A 20,381-nucleotide genomic window follows, 5' to 3' on the forward strand; every position below is an offset into this window, starting at 1 on the left:
GTCGTGGTGGCGCTCCCGTGCAGAACCTGGCCCATAGTGCTTCCTTCCATTTGAGGGAAAATAATGCACCATCAAAACCTGGGATCAAACACCTAATTAAAACGGGCGGAGCTATTCATTCCGATATGGTTTTAAGCCGCCTAACTCCACTTGCCTAGACGATTTTCCGGTGCACGATGGTCTGAGCAGGTCTGAGGCAGACATATTTCGCCACTTGCCTGGCAGGCTTCGCGTATTGCCTGACGTCGCCCACTCGTACTGATGCTCTGCCATAGAATGGCGTGGAGCTTCTCAACTGCGTCCTTTGGAATAGGGCTAGACGGAGTGCGCTGGCAACGGCTTGACGAACACGCCGGAATTTCGCCCTCGGAGAGCGGCTGGGACTCAGACATGATCGAGTATCCATTCGTTTTCGACCACGCTGGCCAACGCTATATGCTTTATAACGGTAACGATTACGGCCGCAGCGGATTCGGGCTTGCAGTGCTCGAAGGCGATGAGTTCCATGCACCGTCGGTGTCCAGCCGGTAGTCGCTGGCTGCTGCTTGTGAGCGCCGCCTAATCCTCTAGCGTGTCCTGCATGGAATCAACGCCGGCGGGCCACTCCAGCAGCATCGCGGGCGGCAATTGCATGCGGCGGCATGCGCGCGCCGAGAGGCCATCGCGTAGTGCAGTGCGAAAGAGTGGCGACAGGCTGCGCATCAGGCGTGCCGATGCACGCGCCTGCGCGCGATGCGTCGCGGTGCGACCGAGCATGTCGCTGGCCCAGCCCGGCAACAAGGCCGTGCCGGCGCCGAGGAAGACCCCACGCGACAACCCCGCTGCCGGCACCGGCAACTGGATGCTGGTGAGGATGCCGAGCACTTCGCGCGAGCGTGCGTCCATGCGCAGTTGCCCGCGCAACTTGGCGAAATAGGCGTCCACCTGGGCTTCGCTGGCGGGCACATCGGCGGCGCCCAGTGCTTCGGCCACGCGTCTCGCTTCGTCGTAATAGCGGTCGGCGATGGCAGTCGGCACCTGCCGGCAGTAACGTCGGCAGCCCTGCAAAAAACCATAGGCCTCGGTGACGTGCACCCAGGTCAGCAACGACGGATCGTTGGCGTCGTACGGCACGCCGTCGGCGGTGTGGCCGCGAATATGCGCATGGATGCTGCGCACCCGGGCGATCAACTGCTCGGCTTCGCCGCGTGGGGCGTACGTGGTGCCGGCAACGAAGTTGGTCGTGCGCCGCAGGCGCCCCACCAGGTCGGCGCGAAAGTTGGAATGGTCGTAAACGCCGGCCAGCGCGCGCGGGTGCAACAACTGCAGCATCAGCGCGCACAACCCGCCGGACAGCATGCCGGGGAATTCCGAATGCATGCGCCAGGTGACACTGTCGGGGCCGAAGATGCCGGGGTCGCCCAGTGGCTGGTCGTATTCGATGGTGCTCTGGCCACGCGGGAATGCGCCCAGCACCCAGCGGCGGATCTGTTCGGCGGCGGGGGCAGCGAGGGCACGCATGACGGTAGACATGGGCGCAATGATATCCAGCCACGCGCAAACGTCGTGTGCTGGCGGTGGCCTCCTGGCGGCTCACGCCGATCGCATCATGCTCCGCATATCGGTCACGCCCCCTGTCGACGCAGTGCCGGGTGTGCAGTGCAGCAAGAACGCTGCGGTGGCGCGCACGCAGTTCGGCGTCCGCAGCGGCAAAGCACCTGAATTCAGCGTTTTGTGCGCGGGTGCGCAGGATTCGCCGCCATCGGCTTGCCATGGGCATTGCCAAGCGCAGCGAAAGTGCTAGAACTAGGGCTGTCCGATCGCCACACCTGCACAGCGTGCCGTGGCAGCGGTCGCTCCAGGGGCACCGGCAGCCGCCAGTGCAGCAAGTCGTTCGTACCAGCCAACCGTCGGGAGCTTGTCATGATCGCTTTGTTCCAAGGTTTAGGCCTGCTATTGCAGGACAACGCACTCCATCGGCGCTCTTTCGACGAGCAGGTCGCCCACTGGCGCGAGACGACCGACGAGCAGCTCGACGAAGAGCTCAACCTGCTCAAGGTGGCGAAGAAACAGTGGGTGATCGCCTCCATCATCGGCTGGCAGGCGATCTCGCTGGTGCTGCTGGGCGTGATTACGCACCAGCTCTGGCAGAACGACTACCACCTCACTTTCAGCCGCGTGGTGATCATCTTCACCTCGTGGGCATCGATCCTGTTCGTCATGTGGTACATCGCCGACCTGTTCGACCACAGCGCCGGTTTCGAGCGCTGGCTGCGTGCCTTCAACAGCCGCGCGCGGGTGACGCCGGATGCCGACTCGGTCGAGTGCGTTGCCGATGCATTGGACATGACGCGCCGCTACCCGGAAGTGCTGCGCTACAAGCAGGAAGTGACCTCCAAGCGCGAGCTGCGCCACGAGGACATCGTCAACATGCGCGAGATGGGCCGCCTGCGCCGCTACACCGAATTGCTGCGCGATCTGGATCGTTTCGATGGCGCGCCACGGCTGGTGGCCAACGCCTGAAGCCCTGGGCACAGATCACAGGCGAGAACCCGACTCGCATGCAAGACGGCCGATGGAGCTCCATCGGCCGTTTTGCATTTCAACACCGACAGTTCACCCTGGAAGCACGCTGGGTGCGTCGAGCCGCTGTGGCATGGCCTTGCTGAGCCTTTGAAGCAGGCGTCGAACGACGCGGTGGCGCCAGCGTATTCGAACGACTAGAACTCAATCACACGAACAGGGCCTGCAAACTCATCGGACAGGAGCTCCGCCAAGAACACAGCATCCTCCAGCGACTCGTCCGGGCGATGCGCCGCGTGAGCATGAGACGGTGCCGAACCATCTCCCACGCACAAGTCATCGATCCCGTTCTCGGTGTGGTCGGCATCGACGCCGACCACACCGACGTCGTTGACACCTTCAGCGATCCAGTCGGCGACCAGAGCTGCCAGCCCTGGCCGTTCGCCGTGCAGTGAATGCAGAACGATCTTGCGCGGATTCGGCATTGCGTTTCAAGGCAGATGCGCAGCCCCACTCAAGCCCGCGCAACCGCCTGCTCCACCGACGGGGTGCGCCAACCACTGCGCACGCCCCAGATGTAGAACACCACGCCCACAGCTGCGACCACCGCCAGATCGGTGCCGTAGCTGAGATAGCCGTGGCCGCCGAAATCGCTGCTGCCGGCCCAGGACAGCAACGCGATCACCGGCAGGTAGCAGATCATCCAGGCCGCGCCCCTGAGGTTGCGGCGCAGGTCCGGCCAGCCCTGCTTGGCCTGGTAGTAGCAGTACACCGGCAGCGCCACGACCATCAGCAGGATGATCTCGCCGGTCAGCGGCCAACGTGCCCAGTACAGCAGCTCGGTGGCCATGACGAACGCCACGCCGGCCAGCACCGGCAACGCCGCGATGCGCAGCGGGCGATGCAGTTCCGGTGCATGGCGACGCAGCGCCATCGCACTGATCGGGCCGGTGAGGTAGGAAATGATGGTCGCCACCGAGATCACCGCCGCCAGCGTGCCCCAGCCGCGGAAGAAGAACAGGAACACGAACGACACCGCCAGGTTGAAGAACATCGCCACGCGCGGCACGCCCCACACCGGATGCAACTTGCCGAACGCGGCCGGCATGGTGCCGTTCTTCTCCATGCCGTAGACCATGCGTGCAGTGGTGGCGGTGTAGGTGATGCCGGTGCCGCTGGGGCTGACGAACGCATCGATGTACAGCAGCATCGCCAGCCAATGCAGGTTGACGATGATGGCCAGCTCGGCGAACGGCGAACGGAAATCGATGCCGTGCCAGCCGGCCTTGGCCAGCAACTCCGGCGGCACCGCGCCGATGTAGGCCACCTGCAGGATCACGTAGACCACCGTGGCCAGCGCGATCGACCCCAGCACCGCGAACGGAATGCTGCGACCGGGGTTGCGTGCCTCGCCGGCCAGGTTCACCGGACTCTGGAAGCCGTTGAAGCTGAAGACGATGCCGGCGGTGGCCACGGCGGTGAGCACGGCGGCCAGGTCGATCACGTGCGCATCGCCGTGGATGCCGACGCTGAAGTTCTCGCTGTGGAAGCCGCTGGCGATCAAGGCCACGCCGGTCGCCGCCGGCACCACCAGCTTGAACACGGTGATCAAGGTGTTGGAGCGCGCGAACAGCTTGACGCTCCAGAAATTGAGGAAGAAGTACACCAGCACCAGCACCGCCGAGATCAGCAGGCCGGGGACCGACAACTCCCCCGCCCCGCCGGGTGCTTGCACATACAACCCCTGCGCCCAGGCCCATGGCCAGGAGGCCATGTATTGCACCGAGGCCTCGGCCTCGACCGGGATCACCGAGACGATCGCGATCCAGTTGGCCCAGCCGGCGATGAAGCCCACCAGCGAGCCGTGCGAGTAGTGGCTGTAGCGCACCATGCCGCCGGACTCGGGGAACATAGCGCCCAGCTCGGCGTAGGACAGCGCGATGGTGGTGATGATCGCCGCACCCAAGATCCAGGCCCAGATGGCGCCCGGCCCAGCCAGGCCGGCGGCGCGCCAGGCGCCGAATAACCAGCCGGAACCAATGATCGAGCCCAGACCGGTGAGCATCAGGGCGAAGGGGCCAACGTCGCGGCGCAGCGAATGTTCGGACATGAGAAGCCTGGCAGTGAGGACGCCGTGAACCGGCAACAAGCCGGTAATGATCGCAGAAGCGGCCGCTGCCCGTCAGTGCGTATTCAGTATTAGGTCGTATCGCATCGGTGCTGTGGTGCACAGATGGCCGGGCTGGTCGGGTTCGCTCACGCGACTGGGCGCTGAAAAACGGCAGCGACCCCGCCGGCTGGGCCAGATCACGGGCAGGGTCTCGGTGCCACCGCGACGCGGCCTTTTAGATGCCAGTGCGCCTGTCCGCGCTGCGCGCGGCCGGATTTCAGCAAGGCATGCTCACGCTGCGCGATGAAGCGGAACAACGCTGATCCCTGCCATCAACCAACGATCCGGTTTGAACGCGTTGCCACCACGCGGCAGGGCTTGCGGCGGCGCGGCGCGGCTGGGCGGCGGGATCGATCGCAGCGCGATGCCTGCTGGCGCAGTCATCGATGCACGACAAGCCATCACGACCAGGCCAGTGCCTACCCATGGCAATCGGCGCCGGGTGCGCTGATATCCACACAGGTGCGCGCCTCACGCGGGATGCCGCGCAACGCGCGCACTTGCCCGGGGGTAAGCGCAAAGCTGTCCAGAGTCTTGCGCGCGCACGCCGGGGGCGCTGCCGTGTCGCCGGCCATACGTGCGAGGCAGTGTTCTTCATACACCAGGTAATGGCAGTGGCCGCTGCTGCTGGCCAGGCAATGCACGTTGGTTTCGGTGGCGGTGGCCAGGGTCTTGCTGAAGATCACATCCTCACCATTGGCAGTGGCACGGGTGATCGAGGTGGTGCCGTTGCGGTCGTGACAGCCGGCCAACGCGAGCAGGCAATACACCAGGGAGGCGATCAGGCGCATAGCAGCAGTCCTTTCAGTCGATGCGATTGGGGGGAAATTGGAGCGGCTGACACAACGACTGCAGCCATCAGGCGGGCGAGGCCGGTGCTCGGAATCGGCGTGTACCACTCGGACACTCCGGTTCCTGCGCGCCGTCCATACCCACCTGAAGACCGCTTGCCACGTGGTGCCGGCCGTTCTTACATGCCGCGGAACAAGACCATGAAGGGCTGGCTGACGGTGAGCGTTTCGCTGCGGCCGCGCAGCGCCAGCCGGCCCTTGCCGGTGTCTTCGCGCACGACCGAGGCGACTGCCTTCATGTTGACGATGGTGGAGCGGTGGATCTGCTTGAACACCTGCGGGTCCAGCACGTCGAGCAACTCGCGCAGCGGCGTGCGCAACAGCGCTTCGCCGGCAGCGGTCATCACCGTGGTGTATTTCTGATCGGCCTGGAAATAGGCCACGTCTTCCAGCGCAATCAGCCGCGTTTCGCGGCCGCTGCTGGCGGTGATCCAGGCCAGCGGCGGTGGTGCGCTGGCCGCCGCCGGGCGCGCGGACAGGCGCTGCAGCAAGGCATCCAGCAGGCTGCCATCCGGCTGGCCGGCGGCGGCGCGCTGCTGCACGCGCTGCCAGGTCGCCTGCAGCCGCTCGCGGCTGATCGGTTTGAGCAGATAGTCCACCGCGCCGTGTTCGAACGCATCGATGGCGTACTGGTCGTACGCAGTGACGAACACCACCTGGGTCTGCGGGCTGACCTCGCGCAGCGCACGCGCCACTTCGATGCCGGTGAGCCCGGGCATGCGGATATCCAGAAACACCACATCCGGTTGCTGGGTGGCGATGGTTTCCAGCGCGCTGGCGCCGTCTTCGCATTCGCCGACGATCTGCAGTTGCGGGCACACCTGCGCCAACAGCGTCATCAGCGATTGCCGCAGCAGCGCTTCGTCTTCGGCAATCACCGCACGCAGCGCGCTCATGCCTGCACCTGCGCGGCGGGGATCTGCGCGTTAGTCAACGGTGGTGGCGCGTTGGCTGCGGCAAACTGCGCCGGCAACGGCAAGCTGAGGGTGGCGGCCACACCGCTGGGGAAATTGGACACGATGGCAAAGCTCGCCTTGCCGGCGTAGATCAGCTGCAACCGCTCGCGCAGGTTCTTCAGGCCGATGCCGGTGCCCTGGCTGTAGTTGTTGAAGCCCTGGCCGTCATCGGCCACGGTGAGCGTGGCCTGGTCGTCCAGGCACCGCGCCAGGATCCAGATGGTGCCGCCACCGGGCTTGGGTTCCAGACCGTGCTTGATGGCGTTTTCCACCAAGGTCTGCAACATCATCGACGGCAGCTGCAGGGCGCGCAGCTCGTAAGGCACTTCCACCTGCAGGGCCAGGCGCGTGCCCATGCGAATGCGCAGAATTTCCAGGTAGGCCTGGGTGCGTTCGAGTTCATCGCCCAACGTGGACATCGCATTGTCGGCGCTGGGCAGCGAGCGACGCAGGTACTGGATCAGGTGCCCGATCATCACCTCCGCGCGCGGCGGGTCGGTGCGCGCCAGCACCTGCGCACTGGCCAGCGTGTTGTAGAGAAAATGCGGCTCGACCTGGGCGTGCAGCAGGTTCAGTCGCGCAACCGCCAACTCCTTTTCCATCACCGACTGCTCGGCGGCGGCCTGTTCATCGCGACGCTGCTCGCCGACCCGGCGCACCACGGCGCGATTGATCGCCTCGGCGTTTTCGTAGTTGCTGCCCTCATCCACCGCGAACAGGTCCACCCAGGCACCGGCATCGGGCTCGCACAGCACGGTGACGCTGCTGGTGCCCTGCCCCGGCGCGATCGTCACCAGCACCTGGTTGCGCTTGATCGCAAAGCGCGCAAACAGATTCCAGCGCGAGGGCTGGCGTCCTTCGTACGGATCGATCCGGCGTACCTTGGCGCGGATCAGCAGACTGCCTGGCGCGCATTCGATGTCCTGCACGCGCGGCAGGGCGCGCACGGCGTCCTCGACCACGGCGAAGCTGGCCTGCACGTCCAGCGGCACTTCGATCTGCCGGCGCTGACGGGTCGACAAGGTGTCGTGATCCAGCCGCCCGGCGATCAGACGGACCCGCCGCACATGCGTGACCGCGCTCATCAAGGCCAGCGTCAGCAGCACGATGCAGATCAGCGCGAAGAACGAGCCGGTGGAGCCGAACAGCTGCGCCCACATGATCCCGGCCACGACCAGCGCCGCGATCCAGGCAAACACGATACGCACGATCAGGAAGATGCTGGCGGACACGGATGGGCAACTCGGTGGATGGGACGCGCCGAGCATAGCCGGCAAGCGATCGGCCGAAAGCCCCGGGCGACGAATGGCCGCCGGGGCGCCTTCAACCGCCTGGATCGCGGAGCGAATCCCCCACTGCCGAGCGGTGGCAGGTGCAGGCGCGCACGGTATGCTTGGCGCACTCGGCCGTGCCGGCATGCCGTCGATGACGGTCGCCGCGCAACACCCTCGCTGCCGCGTGCGCTGCGCTGCTGCCACATACGTCCAGCCGCAGCGCGCCGCTGACATCCTCACCCCAACGCTCCAGGAGTCGCATGCACCGTCGTCATTTTTTGCAGAGCGCCGGCCTCGCCCTCGCGGCCGCTTCCACCGGCAGTTGGGCCGCAGCGCGCAGCCCCGGTGGGGTGTCGTCCACACCAGGGCCGATTGCCCCAGGCGATGTCCTGCCGGGCCAGTTCGCGGCGCCGCTGCCATTGGCGCCGATGCGTGCCTCGGTCGATCGCATCATCGCCATCAGTGGCTGCACCCGGCCGTTCCGTGCGCAGGGGCCGCGGATCGAGGCAGAACGCATCGGCCGCAAGACGGTGGTCCACAACTACGGACATGGCGGCAGTGGCTGGTCGTTGTCGTGGGGCGCGGCGGAACATGCGCTGCGACTGGTGCGCGCGGCCGACGCCGATGCCCGCGAGCTGGCGGTGATCGGCTGCGGCGCGATCGGGCTGACCACCGCCTTGGTGGCGCAACGCGCCGGCCTGCGCGTGCGCATCTATGCACGCGAGCGCTTGCCGGACGTGCGCTCGTTCTATGCCACCGGGGTGTGGTCGCCGGACTCGCGCGTATGCACCAGCGAACACGCCACCGCGGAGTTCAAGACCCGCTGGGAAGAGATGGCGCGCATCTCGTTTCGTCGCTACCAGACCTTGCTCGGCTTGCCGGGCGAGCCGATCGAATGGCGCGACGGCTATGCGTTGTCGGATGTGCCGTTCGATCAGCCGATCGCCTCGGCCGAAGCGCACGAGCCGGACTATCCGTCGCTGGAGCGCGAACTGATCCCCGACCTCGGCCCGCACTCGCAGCCGGTCGCGCCGGGCAGCCATCCGTTTCCGGTGCCGTTCGTGCGCCGCTACAGCCAGATGACCTTCAATATCAGCGCCTATGCGCGGCTGTTGATGGACGACTTTCTGCAGGCTGGCGGCGAACTCTACACGCGCAGTTTCGAGCACCCGCGCCAGTTCGGCGACTTGCGCGAGAAGATCGTGGTCAATGCCACCGGCTATGGTGCGCGCGCCTTGCTGGGCGACGACAGCGTCATCCCCGTGCGTGGCCAGACCGCCCGCCTGATCCCGCAACCGGAAGTGACCTACGGGCTGATCTGGCGCGGCCACAATCTCAACGTGGTGCCGCGCCGTGATGGACTGCTGGTGCAGGCGCAAGGCGCCAACGACTTCAACAACGCCGATGGCAGCGCCGATCGCGCGGCTTCGGAAGCGGCCGTGCGTGAGTTGGCGCGATTATTTCCTTCGGTCTGACCCGGCTCGCAAGCGTTGACGACATCAGCCGTCGCTGAGTGAGGCCTGCAATGCGCGGGCCAGAGCCGCATCGCCGCTGACCAGTTCGTCCCACCGCAGCACCACGCCCTTGCGCCTGCCCTTCTCGACCAGCTTCAAGCCTTGCGGATCGAGGATCAACGTATAGGTCTGTTCGCCGATCTGCAGTTCTCGGCGCAGCGGCCTGTCCAACGGCGTCATGGCATCTCCCGGTGCGAAGGTCAGCCTGCGTTGTAACGCATCTGGCGCGAGAGCGTGCAGGCAGCAGCTCGCTGCAATGCACTGCCGATGCGGCGGCCGCATCGTTGCGCACAGGTAGCGCCGTGCGCAGCGGTTCCTGCATCCGCCACCGACATGCTCCTCCTGCACTTGCTTGCGTGCTCGGCAACCTCGGTACGATTGGGTGCGATGTGCAGCGCATGCAGATGGTCTTGGTGGCGTTGTCGCCTGCGTCACGGCACAGGTCGTCATCGCATCGGGATCACTGCATCCACCAATCCTGCTAACACCTCGGCCATTAGCGTAGCGGTCATGCCAGACCGCTTGAATGCAATCACGACACCGCTGCATGCCAGACGTTGCATTACGTCGGTGCTGCACGACCGATCGTCACCAAGATGCAGGCCTGCAAGCAGTTGAAGCATGACGACCACGCAGTGCGCCGCACTGCGTTATTGCCTTATCCCGATAGGAGCCGCCAATGGCGATCACCACGATTGAAGAGCTTTTTGTCCACGAACTGTCCGATATCTACAGCGCAGAAAAGCAGCTGACCAAATCGCTGCCGCGTCTGGCGCGCGCTGCGACCGAGCCCAAACTGGTCGAAGCATTCGAGCTGCATCTGGAGGAAACCCAGGGCCAGATCGAACGTATCGATCAGATCGTCGAATTGCTCGGCATCAAACTCAAGCGCATCAAGTGCGCTGCGATGGAAGGTCTGGTCGAAGAAAGCCGCGAGGTGATCGACGAGATCGAGGCCGGCCCGGTGCGCGATGCTGCGCTGATCGGTGGCGCACAAAAGGTGGAGCATTACGAGATCGCCTCGTACGGCACCATTGCAGCGATCGCCAAGCAACTGGGTTACGCCGATGCGATCACGCTGTTGCTCGCAACGTTGGACGAAGAAAAAGCAACCGATGAAAAGTTGACCTTGCTTGCAGAGCAAGGCGGCAAGCAGAAGGCATCCAAGGCCAGCAAAGCGGCCTGATGCATCGCGCAGACGGCGTCGCCGCCTGCGCGCGTCCGCACCACTGCGAACACCCCTCGATAGCCAGCCTCGGGCTACTGCCTCGCGGCTTGCGCGGCAGTTTTCGCCGGGCGCCAGCCAGGAAATACGATCCATGTTCATGTACAACAAGCGTTTGGTGCGCTGCGCTTCTTGATGACGCGCGAAGTGGCGCATCAGAAGTCGTTCGAGAAAGCGCTGTACGCGATCGAGCCGAACGTCCCGCCGGGCAAGCTGCCGGGCGACCCGCGCTCTACCGATACTTACTACACTCTGTCGCAAGGCGAAGGCGACATGGCCGGCCCATGGAATGCCGGCGAACAATGGGGCGTGGTCGCAGACCGCGAACTGCAGTCCGCAGTGGACGCTGGCGATGGTTCGGCCACGGTCGCGCTGGATGCGACGCAAACCGAGGCAGTGGACGCGATGTCGCTACGCTTGCTGTCCAACCCGGAGCTGGATCGGGTCAGCGGCGCCGACCTGGGCGCAGGCCCGGATGCAGGCTCCACGACTGGCGATATCCAGCGTTAAACCCTGGTGTCTGATGCACCCCATTTTTGGCCCGGCTCGTGCGCGACCCGGGCTTTTTGTTGACAGTGCCTGGAGAGACGCACCAGTGAAGCATGCGCATCTTCATGGCTGCGCCCGTCTGCATGTCGATGAGATCGAGCGACGCACGATACGCATCCACCTTTCCAAGCGCGGCGCAGCACCAGTTCTGCACGACGTCACTGGTTGCGATGCCATCGATGCGCGTCGTTGCGTCGCAATCCATGCCGAGCCGTTCACGGGTCTACGGGATCGCTGTGCACGCTGAACAGATCGCTCCTTGAAGCGCCTGCTTGCGCACCGTATTAACCGGTGCGGCGCGCACGATGCGCCTGCGCGTCGTCTGATGGCATACCGGCCTGGAGTTACCCATGCTCGACACTCTGCTCCGTGGCCGTCGCATTCTTGTCGTGGAGGATGACTATCTGCTTGCCGAATCGCTCAGCGACCTGCTGACGGAAGCCGGGGTCCGGGTGATCGGCCCGGTCGGCAACGTACCCGAAGCGCTCTCGCTGGTGGCATCGGGGTACGCCCTCGATGGTGCATTGCTGGATGTCAACGTGCGCGGCCAGCTGGTGTTTCCGGTGGCCGATGCCTTGATAGCGCGCGGCGTGCCGTTTTCCTTCTGCTCGGGCTACGACCGCTGCGCCCTGCCGCCACGCTTTGCGCATCTGTCCTACTGCATGAAGCCATCTAACCCGCGCACCATCACCGCCTTGCTAAGCAATCAGACACAGCCTGCCTAAGGTGGCTGGTCGGCAGTATCTGCGCCTGTATCTGCGTGTGAGTCGCCGGCCTGCTGCAGGGCGCGTTCTTCTTCCTCGCCCAGCTGATTGAGCAGGTCGACGGCAGACTGATGCGCGCCGCGCAATGTGTCCATCGGTTTGGACGCCTCGCCGCGCAGCGCGTACAGCGCAAACCCCATCACATTCAGGCGGTTGCGCAGCTGATGCAGCAACTCGCGGCGGCGTCCATGGGGGGCGTCGGTCACGCTGTTCCCTTATCGCCGAGCCGGTTGTGCAACGTACGCACACTGATGCCCAGTTCGCGCGCAGCGGCCTTCTTGTTGAACCGTGTGCGTGCCAGCGCGGCTTCGATCATGGCGTCCTCGGCCTGCCGCATGGTCCAGCCAGCGGGAATCAACAAGCCATCTTGATCGGCCTGCGGCACGGTCTGCTCCACCTCCGGCGCGCTCAACAAATCGCCGTCCGATCGCAGATACAGATAACGGATGAACGAGCGCAGCTCGCGTACGTTGCCTGGCCAGGCGTGAAAGGCCAGATAGCGCAGCAGCGACTTGGTGGGCAACTTGCGCGCACCGTACTGGACATTGAGCTCGTCGATCACGCGCAGCCCAAGCAGACGCGCATCACCGCGACGCTCGCGCAGCGGCGGGACCTGGATCGGGTATTCGTTGAGCCGGTAAAACAGATCCTCGCGCAGCACGCCGTGCTCGCGTTGCACATGTTGGTGCGTTGCCGCCACCACGCGCGCATCCAATGCAATTTCCTCGCTTCCACCTACGCGCATGAAGCTGCGCGACTCGATCGCACGCAGCAGATAGACCTGCAGGCGGCTCGGCATTTCGCCGATCTCATCCAGAAACAGCGTGCCATCGGCCGCCTGCTCCAGGAATCCGGCATGGCGACGCTCCGCGCCGGTGAAGCTGCCGCGCTCGTGGCCGAACAACTGACTGGCCAGCAGCTCTTCCGGGATGGCGCCGCAATTGACCGGCACAAAGCGACCGCGGCGTCCGGACACGCGATGGATGGCACGCGCAACCAGATCCTTGCCGGTACCGGTTTCCCCCGTCACCAGCACATTCAGATCGGTCGGCGCCACGCGCACGATGTCCTTGCGCAACAGCACGATGCTGTCGCTGTTGCCGATGATGCCCAGGTTGCCCTGCTGCGCTTCACGCAAACCACCGAGCACACGTTCCAGGCGTTCGGGCGCAAACGGCTTGGTCAGGAATTCGCTGACGCCGAACTGCTGTGCGCGGCCCTGTGTTTCATAAGCGTAGTCCCCCGACACCACGACGATCTGCGGCGAGTGATCCGGGCCGAGCCGTTCGATGAGATCGAAACCGCTGCCGTCGGGCAGGCCAACGTCCACCACCAACAGGTCGGGGAAGTTGCTATCCAACCAACGGCTGGCTTCACCAAGCGTGTGCATCCCCTTGGCATGGAAGCCACTATCGGTGGCCAACTCCACCACCTGATCGCAAAACTCCACGTCGTCGTCGATGATGGCGCAGGAAAGTCGGTCCATGAGCGCTTTTGTCCGCAATGACTGGTACATGTTCAGTTGGAAATTGTGATGGCATCGCGAAGACACGCTAGCTCACCACAGCGAGATTACCCCTCCCCTGCGACCACAGGTCGGTCCAGCGGCCCCTTTCCCAAGCAGAGCTCGCCGCACTGAGTGTGCACGAAGTACGCACGTCGGTGCTGGATATTGCTAGTGCCAAGCGTCACGGTTGAGGCCGATGGCCGCGTCGAATCCATCGAAAACGCCAACGGGCGCAAGATTTGGAAGAGGCTGGATGGTTGGCACGCAGTCCGCAACGCGGGCATGCCCTCGCTGAGGGATCAGCTCGCTTGCGCCGCTGTCTCCGGTTCAGCACGCCAGTAGACGCTGACGTGGACCACGCGCGCTGCGGCGCGTGAGCAAACCCGCATTGCATCCGACAGGTTCGCGACATGAGCACCAGCGTACCCGCTTTCCACAGCGACTGTACGCAAAGCGCATGGAACATTGTGATCTGGCGCTAGCCTGTGCGGCACCATCGGTACTGCGCGTCTAACGCATGCGGCATGTGGTTTCAACGCTTCTCGGAACCATCTGGTCGCTCGTAGTCGCGCTCAGGGTCTGCCTTGTTCACATCACGGCCCTCATCAGGCATGTCATGGACTTTCCGCTCGACATCCTCATTGCGTTGTTCCTGCGGCGTAAACGGCTTTTTCTGGTCATCTCCCGGACCCCACGGCTTCTTCGGCTCGCTACCCATTGCTGGTCTCCTACATCTGGTGTCGTGGCACCACGCTAGGCGGGCATCCATTGCAACGCAGTGAACGGCGCCACGCGATGGTGTGAAGTGGCTGCCCATGGCGCGGGCGACGACGCACGCTGACGTGCCGGCTTCCCAATGCGTTGCACGGTCGCTGCCGCACTGCAGCCAAGGAACCTCTGAACAACTCACCGACCATCGGGGGGAAGCTTGTAGCCTCGCCTGATCCCGACAAATGCCCTTACTGAAAATCAAGCGCTTACGCGTGACGCAGCCTGGCTCAGGCTCCGATCGAAGGCCTGAGACAGAGTTGTTCAGAGCTTCCCTAAGAGCGGCTAACAAAACCACTTCGCGTCAGCCTACTGCAGGCCGGCTATCTGCGGCCTGGCTGCAGGGCCCTTGCCCGCCCAGCGTCGCGGGACACGCTGCAAGTACGTCCTTGTAGCTCTTACGCGGCATCCATGCCGCGTAAGGTCCCACGACGCTGGACGGGCAAGGACCAGTCGAGATGGTCGGCATGCATGGGTTTAAACCAAGCAACCAGCGGAGTCTCTGGTGCGGTGTCCTCGCCGCTGGCGGGACCGTGTGGCGGCATGGATGCCGCCACCGAGCCTCCAGGGATGGATTCACGGCGTGTCCCGCCAGCGGTGAGGGCACCGCGCATTCGACCCACTCAGTGTTTGATCTGGACTTCTGACTGCATCCACCAAGATACGGTCGACGAAACCACTGCACTCACTGACAGGCGCTCGCTAGGTTTTGTTAGCTGCTCTAAAGCGAAGGTTGCACTCGCATATGCTGTCGGTTTCCAGCTGCGAGGCATCGTTGAGTGTGCCGTCACGCCTTTCCTTGGCAGGCATGAGACGCCAGCGAAGCAGTGCTGGCAGCGGCCCCACCGCACCACAGCTGCATCAGCACACATGCCGCCTACATTGCCTAGCCCGGATATTTACGTTCGCGTGCACACACTGCAGCTCACGTCGTGCTTCATCCCTCAGGAGACATCCATGCCCGTACCCAACTATCCACGCCCGCCGTTCAAGCCGCAGCAACAGAGCTTCCCTGGTCGAACCGAGAAGATGGACCCTCGCCCGGATCATGGTGAAGACAGCTATGTCGGCCACGGCCAGCTGACCGGCAAGCGTGCATTGATCACCGGCGGCGACAGCGGCATCGGCGCGGCTGTGGCCATCGCCTATGCGCGCGAAGGCGCCGATGTGGCGATCGCCTATCTTCCCGATGAGCAAGAGGAGGCGGCCAGGATCGGCGCGCTGATCGAGAAGGCCGGTGTCAAGGCATTGCTGGTGGGCTGCGACATCAGCGACCCCGCCCAGGCGGCCGCGCTCATCGACAAGGTCAACAGCGCCTTCGGTGGCCTGGATATTCTGGTCAACAACGCCGGCTACCAGAAATATTTCCAGAGCTTCGAAGACATCACACTGGACGAATGGCGCAAGACCTTCGATACCAACGTGCATGCCGTGTTCCATCTGGTGCAGCTGTCGGTACCGCTGATGCGAGACGGTGGCTCCATCATCAATACTGCCTCGGTACAGTCCAAGAAGCCGACGCCGAACATCCTGCCCTACGCCGCGACGAAGGGCGCATTGGCCAATCTGACCATCGGCCTCGCCGGCGTGCTGGCCGACAAGCACATCCGGGTCAACGCGGTATTGCCCGGCCCGATCTGGACACCATTCATTCCTGCCGGCATGGATGAAGAGTCGGTGCAGAACTTCGGCAGCCAGACGCCGATGGGACGCCCTGGCCAACCGGTCGAGTTGGCATCGGCATACGTGATGCTGGCAGCCGACACCGCCAGTTACACCTCCGGCACCTTGCTCACCATTGCCGGTGGTGCAGTCACGCTGTGACGCCATAACGGACTATCGAGCGCCACGCACGCGTAAAGCCCGCATCGGTCCCACACCGATGCGGGCTTTTCTTCGCGCCAGCGTGCAATTGCTTGGCGAGTGCGGCTCTCGGCGAATCTTTGTTGCCTGCTGCCAAGCGCCCGCTAGCAAAAATCCCGATCTGCAGTGAGGTTTCGGTCAACGCCGCGCTCGCGTGGCACCCACCCGCCGTTCCATCGGCGCTGTGTCGCGCAGACTGCCTGGGTGAGCAGTGAGTTGGTGAATACGGCGCCCAGGGTGGGGAAAATCAGAACATGCGCCGTGCGCGATTGCGGCAGCGCGCGGCCGAATCCATCGGCGATGAGCCCGTCACCCATCGACGCAGCGGAATGCCTTTTCTGAAAAGGACGGATGACCCACGACACTCGCCTGGATCGCACCACACACCCTGCAGTGTTCGGCAATCCGCCTCGGCCAATCAGTTCAGTCGGCCGGACTTGGCACGCAGCGCCTTCGCGTGTTCCAGATGTTGCGCGATGGTTTCGCGTGCGCGCTGCAATTCCTTGCCCAGATCGCTCGACCCCGGTTCACTGCTCAGCTGCGGATCCAGCAAGGTCAATGCCTGCTCGTGACTGGTCACGCTGGCCTGCAGATACTGGGTTTCAAATTCATGGCCGTTCAACCCTTCCAGACGCTTGCGCGTGGCTTGTGCACGCGTTGATGCGGCCTGCGCCAGGGTGCCATTGCGATCAGGCGCGAACCGGCTCAGGTCGGTCAGCGCGGCGCTATGCGCCTCGTCCATCTTGCGGGCGAATTGCAACGATTCGCCGCCTAGACCCTTGACGACCGCCAATTGCGCCAGGCTGCGCTCTTGTTCGTTGAATACAACCAGTGCACCGAGTGCCTGCTTGCGCTCTAAGGTGACAGTGACGCCGCTGCGTAACGGATCGCCGTGCGGCGGCGTGGCGCTATTGGTCGCTGGTCCCTTCCGCGCAGGCGATTGAATATCGCGGTCGTGACCGGTATCGCTGGCCTTGTCGCCCCCTTGATCCTGACGACGCTGCCATGCCTTGTAGGCCACGTAACCCACGGCGCCTGCGGTCACCATCTTGAAAATTCCCATGTCGTTCTCCTGAGTGATCGCACCTGGCGATTGTGACGGTTGGGTTCGCATCGTCGATGCACGCGATAGGTGCATGGTGTCGAACAGCTGAGTTCGAGAGTGCGAGGACGTCGGTTATCCAGGCGTGACCTACGCATCAACGCGGCGTCGCCGGCCAGCCGCGTCCACGCCATGCGCACGCGGCGTGCTGACGGATTTAACGGCGCGCTGAGAACACTGCATCGCATTGCCGCGCACCGACGGCCTTCAGGAGATCCACATGCTTGCCCTCAACTACCATGGCTCCCACGATGTGCGGGTAGAAACCGTCCCCGATCCGGTTCTTGTCGAACGCGACGATCTGCTCCTGCGTGTCACCGCCACGGCCATCTGCGGCTCGGATCTACACCTGTATCGCGGCAAGATTCCCGATCTGCGGCATGGCGATGTGCTTGGCCACGAATTCATGGGCATCGTCGAAGACGTCGGCCCGGACGTCACTGCGGTCAAACGCGGCGATCGCGTGGTGATCCCGTTCGTGGTCGCCTGCGGGCGCTGCTTCCATTGCGTGCTGCAGGAGTTCTCTGCCTGCGAAACCACCAATACCGGCAAGGGCGCAGCGCTCAATCACAAGGACATGCGCCCGCCTGCGGCGTTGTTCGGTTTCAGTCACTTGTATGGCGGCTTGTCCGGCGGCCAGGCCGAGTATGTGCGCGTGCCCAAGGCCAATGTCGGGCCGCTGGTCGTGCCAGATGCATTGCACGACGAGCAGGTCTTGTTCCTGTCCGACATCCTGCCAACCGGCTATCAAGCGGTCATCGACGCTGGCGTCAAGCAAGGCTCGACCGTGGCGATCTTCGGCGCAGGCCCGGTGGGGCTGATGGCGGCGGCATGCTGCCGCATGCTCGGGGCCGAACGCATCTTCATGGTCGACCGCCATGCCTATCGCCTGGACTTTGCCTCCAAGGCCTACGGCATCATCCCGATCAACTTCGACGATGTCGACGATCCGGCCGATGTGATCGTGTCGCAAACCGATGGACGCGGCGTGGATGCCAGCATCGAAGCGGTGGGCTTCGAGGCCGAAGGCAGCACACTCGAAACCGCGTTGACCACCTTGAAACTGGAAGGCAGCAGCGGCGTGGCAATACGTCAATGCATCGCGGCCACGCGGCGCTGCGGCGTGGTCAGCGTGCCGGGCGTGTATGCCGGCTTCATCCACGGTTTCATGTTCGGCGATGCCTTCGACAAGGGGCTGACCTTCAAGATGGGCCAGACCCATGTGCAGAAACACATGCCGCATTTGCTGGAATGCATCGGCAATGGCGAGCTCAAGCCGAACGCGATCATCTCCCATCGCCTGCCACTGGCCGATGCGGTGCGCGGATACGAATTGTTCGACAAGAAGCAGGACGATTGCCGCAAAGTGGTGTTGACGCCGTAACCCCGACAGACACACCAACGCAAACGGCGATATTGGGCGTACTCAATCCAGCGGCTTGGCCGGTACGAACGGCGAGACCGGATCGCTGGCAGGAAAGGTTTCTTCCAGCGCATCGTCCTGCAACGCATCCTGCTTTTCCTTTTCGCTACGCTGAGCATCGTGGTCGGGCGCCTGTTCGGGCGCATCAATGCGCTGATGTGCAATCGTCATGGGAATCTCCTGCCGCGTTGATGCGGACTGCTCAACGTTACGGTGGCGCGCCAGCGGCATCGGTGAAATGCGTCTTCGCACGGGCACGACAAAGGCGAACGGTTGTGGATGAGCGCGCGGCCGGGAATGAGACGCACACCACTTTAGGAGTGGACTCATCCATCGCAGGCCCAGCTGGCCTGCGTGTGTGAGCGCGCAGTGCGTCGCGGGCGGGTCACCACGTTTGCAGCGCATGGCGACCTCTTCCAGATCGACCTGAGGTGCCCGGCTCCCGCACCTGGCACCTCAGGTGCCAGTAGCGACCCGCCACACGCATCGATCTACGCGCGCCATTCCGACGCAATCACCGTGGCGACGATGGAGCGCGCATCCGCGAAGGGCATGCACGCACACCGGCAGGATGGGCAAACGCTGCGCTGTGCACGGCGGGACCGGTTCACACCCCCGCACGCCCAGGGTGTATGGTGCAGGGGCGGGGCCGGAGTCCGGTATCGCCTTCATTCTCTTTCGGCCTTCTCCATCAAGAATCTCTGCGAACGTTGCGACGCCGTCTGTTGCCGGCTCACCGTCATGGTCGACCCATCCGACCGCATCCCCAACCACCTGACCACCGTGACGCCGCAAGGCTGGCACGTGATGGCGCGTGACGAGGAAGGCTGGTGCGTGGCCCTCGATTCGGCGCGCATGTGCTGCTCGATCTATGAAACGCGCCCGGCGATCTGCCGGCGTTTCGTCATGTCCGGGCCGTATTGCCGCGACGTGCGTGCCACCTACGACGACCAACGCCGGCGGGGCATTCCCTTGACGCTTTACAACGCATGAGGATTTCGCCATGAACAACTCCCGTCGCCAGTCGATGACCGTGAGCAATCAGCCGGGCAAGCCGCGCTTGTCCGAGCAGCGTCTGGCCGCCGATCTCGAAGCGTTCCAGCAATCCGGTGGCGCGATCGAGCGCCTGGGCGACACGCCGCTGCGTCGCGACAAGAAGCGTGGCGAGCCCGAGGTCGCACCCGCTGCCGCAACCAAACCGGCCGCCAAAGCCGAATAAACGCGCTGCGACAGCGCACGATGTGTCGCTGTCGCGGCCATGCCGCACCGATGGAGATCAGCTAGCCCCAAGCCTGCCGCATGCAAGCGTGGGCCGGCAGCGCCAGGCGCAAGGCCAGGACGCAGGCAGACATCCGGGGCCTCGGCAGTGCCGCCGCTCACCGCGAACACCCGTCAGCCTGCAACCGCAGCCTGACCCAGCCACCATGCACCGCACGCTCCATGATGGCCCGCAGCGCTCGACGCGTAGGCCGGCCTCGCGCCGGCACCTGGCCCACCCGGCACTACAGCAACTGCGCGCGATCGATCGCTCCGATGCCTTGCGCCAGTGATGCCATTTCGTTGGCCAGGTCGATCATGTCGCCACCGGCCTGCGCCGCAATGGCCATGATGCGTTGATACGCGTCCCAGAAATCCGGTCCACGGCCGTAGGCATCGTGGAATCCTTGCAGCTCCAGGAGCAGCCGATCGGACACTTGCATGTCGGAACGGTCCATTGTGTTACCTCGCTGGGAAACCCGGCCCGCAGCTTATACCTGTTCACGTTGCAAAACCGGCGCTTACCGGGCACATTTTCGTTCAAACCTGAACTGGTTAGACGGGCGCCATGCCACGACCTGGTTGCGCCCTGGCTCGACTTTCGCCGCCGCTCGGCCTGCGGAGACTGGTCGCCTTCTACATGGCCGATGCGCCGC

General features: G+C 64.1%; 22 protein-coding genes, 1 other RNA gene and 1 pseudogene. 11 read left to right on the plus strand and 13 right to left on the minus strand.

The features are described from left to right. Positions 1-390: 390 nt before the first annotated feature. Complete coding sequence (locus GGR61_RS21295; protein WP_260289056.1) at positions 391-531, plus strand: hypothetical protein; 141 nt, start codon at positions 391-393, stop codon at positions 529-531. Positions 532-558: 27 nt separating this feature from the next. Here the strand turns inward: GGR61_RS21295 and GGR61_RS20015 are convergent, their stop codons facing one another. Further along, positions 559-1,512 (minus strand): oxygenase MpaB family protein, encoded by a 954-nt coding sequence (locus tag GGR61_RS20015; protein WP_184623613.1) that lies wholly within the window; start codon positions 1,510-1,512, stop codon positions 559-561. A 279-nt stretch (positions 1,513-1,791) separates the two neighbouring features. Between GGR61_RS20015 and GGR61_RS20020 the strand changes: the two genes are divergently transcribed. Continuing rightward, on the plus strand, positions 1,792-2,502 hold the full coding sequence (locus GGR61_RS20020) for a hypothetical protein (protein WP_184408056.1): 711 nt from the start codon (positions 1,792-1,794) through the stop codon (positions 2,500-2,502). A gap of 197 nt (positions 2,503-2,699) precedes the next feature. Here the strand turns inward: GGR61_RS20020 and GGR61_RS20025 are convergent, their stop codons facing one another. The 3 genes from GGR61_RS20025 to GGR61_RS20035 all read right to left on the minus strand — a co-directional run bounded on the left by GGR61_RS20025 (position 2,700) and on the right by GGR61_RS20035 (position 5,463). After that, positions 2,700-2,987: a hypothetical protein gene (locus GGR61_RS20025; protein ID WP_184623615.1), complete on the minus strand. Its 288-nt coding sequence runs from the start codon at positions 2,985-2,987 to the stop codon at positions 2,700-2,702. 29 nt (positions 2,988-3,016) lie between these two features. Further along, positions 3,017-4,612: an APC family permease gene (locus GGR61_RS20030; protein ID WP_184407938.1), complete on the minus strand. Its 1,596-nt coding sequence runs from the start codon at positions 4,610-4,612 to the stop codon at positions 3,017-3,019. A gap of 479 nt (positions 4,613-5,091) precedes the next feature. Beyond that, a complete protein-coding gene (locus GGR61_RS20035; protein ID WP_184623617.1) occupies positions 5,092-5,463 on the minus strand; it encodes a hypothetical protein in 372 nt (123 codons plus the stop codon). Between the two features lie 99 nt (positions 5,464-5,562). On the opposite strand from GGR61_RS20035, the gene GGR61_RS20040 reads away from it, so the two are divergent. Continuing rightward, a non-coding RNA gene (locus tag GGR61_RS20040) (sX9 sRNA) lies at positions 5,563-5,638 on the plus strand. A gap of 4 nt (positions 5,639-5,642) precedes the next feature. Here the strand turns inward: GGR61_RS20040 and GGR61_RS20045 are convergent. Next, positions 5,643-6,419 carry a LytTR family DNA-binding domain-containing protein gene (locus GGR61_RS20045; protein ID WP_184623619.1) on the minus strand — a complete coding sequence of 259 codons (777 nt, stop codon included), beginning with the start codon at positions 6,417-6,419 and terminating at the stop codon, positions 5,643-5,645. Then, the gene (locus tag GGR61_RS20050; RefSeq protein WP_184407941.1) at positions 6,416-7,711 is read right to left on the minus strand and encodes a histidine kinase; all 1,296 of its coding nucleotides are present in this window, start codon (positions 7,709-7,711) and stop codon (positions 6,416-6,418) included. Before GGR61_RS20050 ends, GGR61_RS20045 begins: the two co-directional genes overlap by 4 nt. 302 nt (positions 7,712-8,013) lie before the next feature. Here GGR61_RS20050 and GGR61_RS20055 point away from each other — a divergent pair, with 302 nt between their 5' ends. After that, positions 8,014-9,228 carry an FAD-dependent oxidoreductase gene (locus GGR61_RS20055; RefSeq protein ID WP_184623621.1) on the plus strand — a complete coding sequence of 405 codons (1,215 nt, stop codon included), beginning with the start codon at positions 8,014-8,016 and terminating at the stop codon, positions 9,226-9,228. Between the two features lie 24 nt (positions 9,229-9,252). Here GGR61_RS20055 and GGR61_RS20060 read toward each other — a convergent pair whose 3' ends face one another. After that, positions 9,253-9,447 (minus strand): hypothetical protein, encoded by a 195-nt coding sequence (locus GGR61_RS20060; RefSeq protein WP_184407943.1) that lies wholly within the window; start codon positions 9,445-9,447, stop codon positions 9,253-9,255. Between the two features lie 499 nt (positions 9,448-9,946). Between GGR61_RS20060 and GGR61_RS20065 the strand changes: the two genes are divergently transcribed. The 3 genes and pseudogenes from GGR61_RS20065 to GGR61_RS20075 all read left to right on the plus strand — a co-directional run bounded on the left by GGR61_RS20065 (position 9,947) and on the right by GGR61_RS20075 (position 11,766). Further along, the gene (locus GGR61_RS20065) at positions 9,947-10,453 is read left to right on the plus strand and encodes a ferritin-like domain-containing protein (RefSeq protein ID WP_184407944.1); all 507 of its coding nucleotides are present in this window, start codon (positions 9,947-9,949) and stop codon (positions 10,451-10,453) included. A gap of 159 nt (positions 10,454-10,612) precedes the next feature. Next, positions 10,613-11,002, plus strand: a pseudogene (locus tag GGR61_RS20070) (manganese catalase family protein); the annotation flags it as partial. 389 nt (positions 11,003-11,391) lie between these two features. Then, positions 11,392-11,766 carry a response regulator gene (locus GGR61_RS20075; RefSeq protein WP_184623623.1) on the plus strand — a complete coding sequence of 125 codons (375 nt, stop codon included), beginning with the start codon at positions 11,392-11,394 and terminating at the stop codon, positions 11,764-11,766. On the opposite strand, the gene GGR61_RS20080 is transcribed toward GGR61_RS20075, so the two are convergent. The 3 genes from GGR61_RS20080 to GGR61_RS20090 all read right to left on the minus strand — a co-directional run bounded on the left by GGR61_RS20080 (position 11,763) and on the right by GGR61_RS20090 (position 14,030). Then, complete coding sequence (locus GGR61_RS20080; protein ID WP_184623625.1) at positions 11,763-12,011, minus strand: hypothetical protein; 249 nt, start codon at positions 12,009-12,011, stop codon at positions 11,763-11,765. The two genes, GGR61_RS20075 and GGR61_RS20080, sit on opposite strands and share 4 nt — an antisense overlap. Further along, positions 12,008-13,291: a sigma-54 dependent transcriptional regulator gene (locus GGR61_RS20085; protein ID WP_184623627.1), complete on the minus strand. Its 1,284-nt coding sequence runs from the start codon at positions 13,289-13,291 to the stop codon at positions 12,008-12,010. The genes GGR61_RS20080 and GGR61_RS20085 overlap by 4 nt, the downstream gene beginning before the upstream one ends. Positions 13,292-13,844: 553 nt before the next feature. Further along, positions 13,845-14,030, minus strand: a complete 186-nt coding sequence (locus tag GGR61_RS20090; protein ID WP_184623629.1) for a hypothetical protein — start codon at positions 14,028-14,030, stop codon at positions 13,845-13,847. 1,007 nt (positions 14,031-15,037) lie between these two features. Here GGR61_RS20090 and GGR61_RS20095 point away from each other — a divergent pair. Then, the gene (locus GGR61_RS20095; RefSeq protein WP_184623631.1) at positions 15,038-15,904 is read left to right on the plus strand and encodes a glucose 1-dehydrogenase; all 867 of its coding nucleotides are present in this window, start codon (positions 15,038-15,040) and stop codon (positions 15,902-15,904) included. A 457-nt stretch (positions 15,905-16,361) separates the two neighbouring features. Here the strand turns inward: GGR61_RS20095 and GGR61_RS20100 are convergent, their stop codons facing one another. After that, entirely contained in the window at positions 16,362-17,006 is a 645-nt protein-coding gene (locus tag GGR61_RS20100) for a DUF4142 domain-containing protein (RefSeq protein WP_184623633.1), read from the minus strand. Between the two features lie 259 nt (positions 17,007-17,265). On the opposite strand from GGR61_RS20100, the gene GGR61_RS20105 reads away from it, so the two are divergent. Continuing rightward, positions 17,266-18,429: a zinc-dependent alcohol dehydrogenase gene (locus GGR61_RS20105; protein ID WP_184407952.1), complete on the plus strand. Its 1,164-nt coding sequence runs from the start codon at positions 17,266-17,268 to the stop codon at positions 18,427-18,429. A 42-nt stretch (positions 18,430-18,471) separates the two neighbouring features. Here the strand turns inward: GGR61_RS20105 and GGR61_RS20110 are convergent, their stop codons facing one another. Continuing rightward, positions 18,472-18,639, minus strand: coding sequence for a hypothetical protein (locus tag GGR61_RS20110; RefSeq protein ID WP_184407953.1), 168 nt, complete (start codon positions 18,637-18,639; stop codon positions 18,472-18,474). Positions 18,640-19,020: 381 nt separating this feature from the next. Here GGR61_RS20110 and GGR61_RS20115 point away from each other — a divergent pair, with 381 nt between their 5' ends. Beyond that, on the plus strand, positions 19,021-19,461 hold the full coding sequence (locus tag GGR61_RS20115) for a YkgJ family cysteine cluster protein (protein WP_184408057.1): 441 nt from the start codon (positions 19,021-19,023) through the stop codon (positions 19,459-19,461). Between the two features lie 10 nt (positions 19,462-19,471). Continuing rightward, on the plus strand, positions 19,472-19,687 hold the full coding sequence (locus GGR61_RS20120) for a hypothetical protein (RefSeq protein WP_184407954.1): 216 nt from the start codon (positions 19,472-19,474) through the stop codon (positions 19,685-19,687). A 283-nt stretch (positions 19,688-19,970) separates the two neighbouring features. Here the strand turns inward: GGR61_RS20120 and GGR61_RS20125 are convergent, their stop codons facing one another. Then, a complete protein-coding gene (locus GGR61_RS20125) occupies positions 19,971-20,183 on the minus strand; it encodes a hypothetical protein (RefSeq protein ID WP_184407955.1) in 213 nt (70 codons plus the stop codon). Positions 20,184-20,381: the final 198 nt, after the last annotated feature.

The sequence above is a fragment of the Xanthomonas sp. 3058 genome (assembly GCF_014199765.1).
Taxonomy (GTDB): Bacteria; Pseudomonadota; Gammaproteobacteria; order Xanthomonadales; family Xanthomonadaceae; genus Xanthomonas; species Xanthomonas campestris_B.

Coding starts and splice junctions, on each gene's coding strand:
- GGR61_RS20100 (WP_184623633.1), bottom strand. CDS start 17,006: ATGGGAATTTTCAAGATGGTGACCGCAGGCGCCGTGGGTTACGTGGCC.
- GGR61_RS20105 (WP_184407952.1), top strand. CDS start 17,266: ATGCTTGCCCTCAACTACCATGGCTCCCACGATGTGCGGGTAGAAACC.
- GGR61_RS20060 (WP_184407943.1), bottom strand. CDS start 9,447: ATGACGCCGTTGGACAGGCCGCTGCGCCGAGAACTGCAGATCGGCGAA.
- GGR61_RS20065 (WP_184407944.1), top strand. CDS start 9,947: ATGGCGATCACCACGATTGAAGAGCTTTTTGTCCACGAACTGTCCGAT.
- GGR61_RS20025 (WP_184623615.1), bottom strand. CDS start 2,987: ATGCCGAATCCGCGCAAGATCGTTCTGCATTCACTGCACGGCGAACGG.
- GGR61_RS21295 (WP_260289056.1), top strand. CDS start 391: ATGATCGAGTATCCATTCGTTTTCGACCACGCTGGCCAACGCTATATG.
- GGR61_RS20090 (WP_184623629.1), bottom strand. CDS start 14,030: ATGGGTAGCGAGCCGAAGAAGCCGTGGGGTCCGGGAGATGACCAGAAA.
- GGR61_RS20055 (WP_184623621.1), top strand. CDS start 8,014: ATGCACCGTCGTCATTTTTTGCAGAGCGCCGGCCTCGCCCTCGCGGCC.
- GGR61_RS20030 (WP_184407938.1), bottom strand. CDS start 4,612: ATGTCCGAACATTCGCTGCGCCGCGACGTTGGCCCCTTCGCCCTGATG.
- GGR61_RS20125 (WP_184407955.1), bottom strand. CDS start 20,183: ATGGACCGTTCCGACATGCAAGTGTCCGATCGGCTGCTCCTGGAGCTG.
- GGR61_RS20045 (WP_184623619.1), bottom strand. CDS start 6,419: ATGAGCGCGCTGCGTGCGGTGATTGCCGAAGACGAAGCGCTGCTGCGG.
- GGR61_RS20095 (WP_184623631.1), top strand. CDS start 15,038: ATGCCCGTACCCAACTATCCACGCCCGCCGTTCAAGCCGCAGCAACAG.
- GGR61_RS20035 (WP_184623617.1), bottom strand. CDS start 5,463: ATGCGCCTGATCGCCTCCCTGGTGTATTGCCTGCTCGCGTTGGCCGGC.
- GGR61_RS20075 (WP_184623623.1), top strand. CDS start 11,392: ATGCTCGACACTCTGCTCCGTGGCCGTCGCATTCTTGTCGTGGAGGAT.
- GGR61_RS20115 (WP_184408057.1), top strand. CDS start 19,021: ATGCACGCACACCGGCAGGATGGGCAAACGCTGCGCTGTGCACGGCGG.
- GGR61_RS20110 (WP_184407953.1), bottom strand. CDS start 18,639: ATGACGATTGCACATCAGCGCATTGATGCGCCCGAACAGGCGCCCGAC.
- GGR61_RS20085 (WP_184623627.1), bottom strand. CDS start 13,291: ATGGACCGACTTTCCTGCGCCATCATCGACGACGACGTGGAGTTTTGC.
- GGR61_RS20015 (WP_184623613.1), bottom strand. CDS start 1,512: ATGTCTACCGTCATGCGTGCCCTCGCTGCCCCCGCCGCCGAACAGATC.
- GGR61_RS20120 (WP_184407954.1), top strand. CDS start 19,472: ATGAACAACTCCCGTCGCCAGTCGATGACCGTGAGCAATCAGCCGGGC.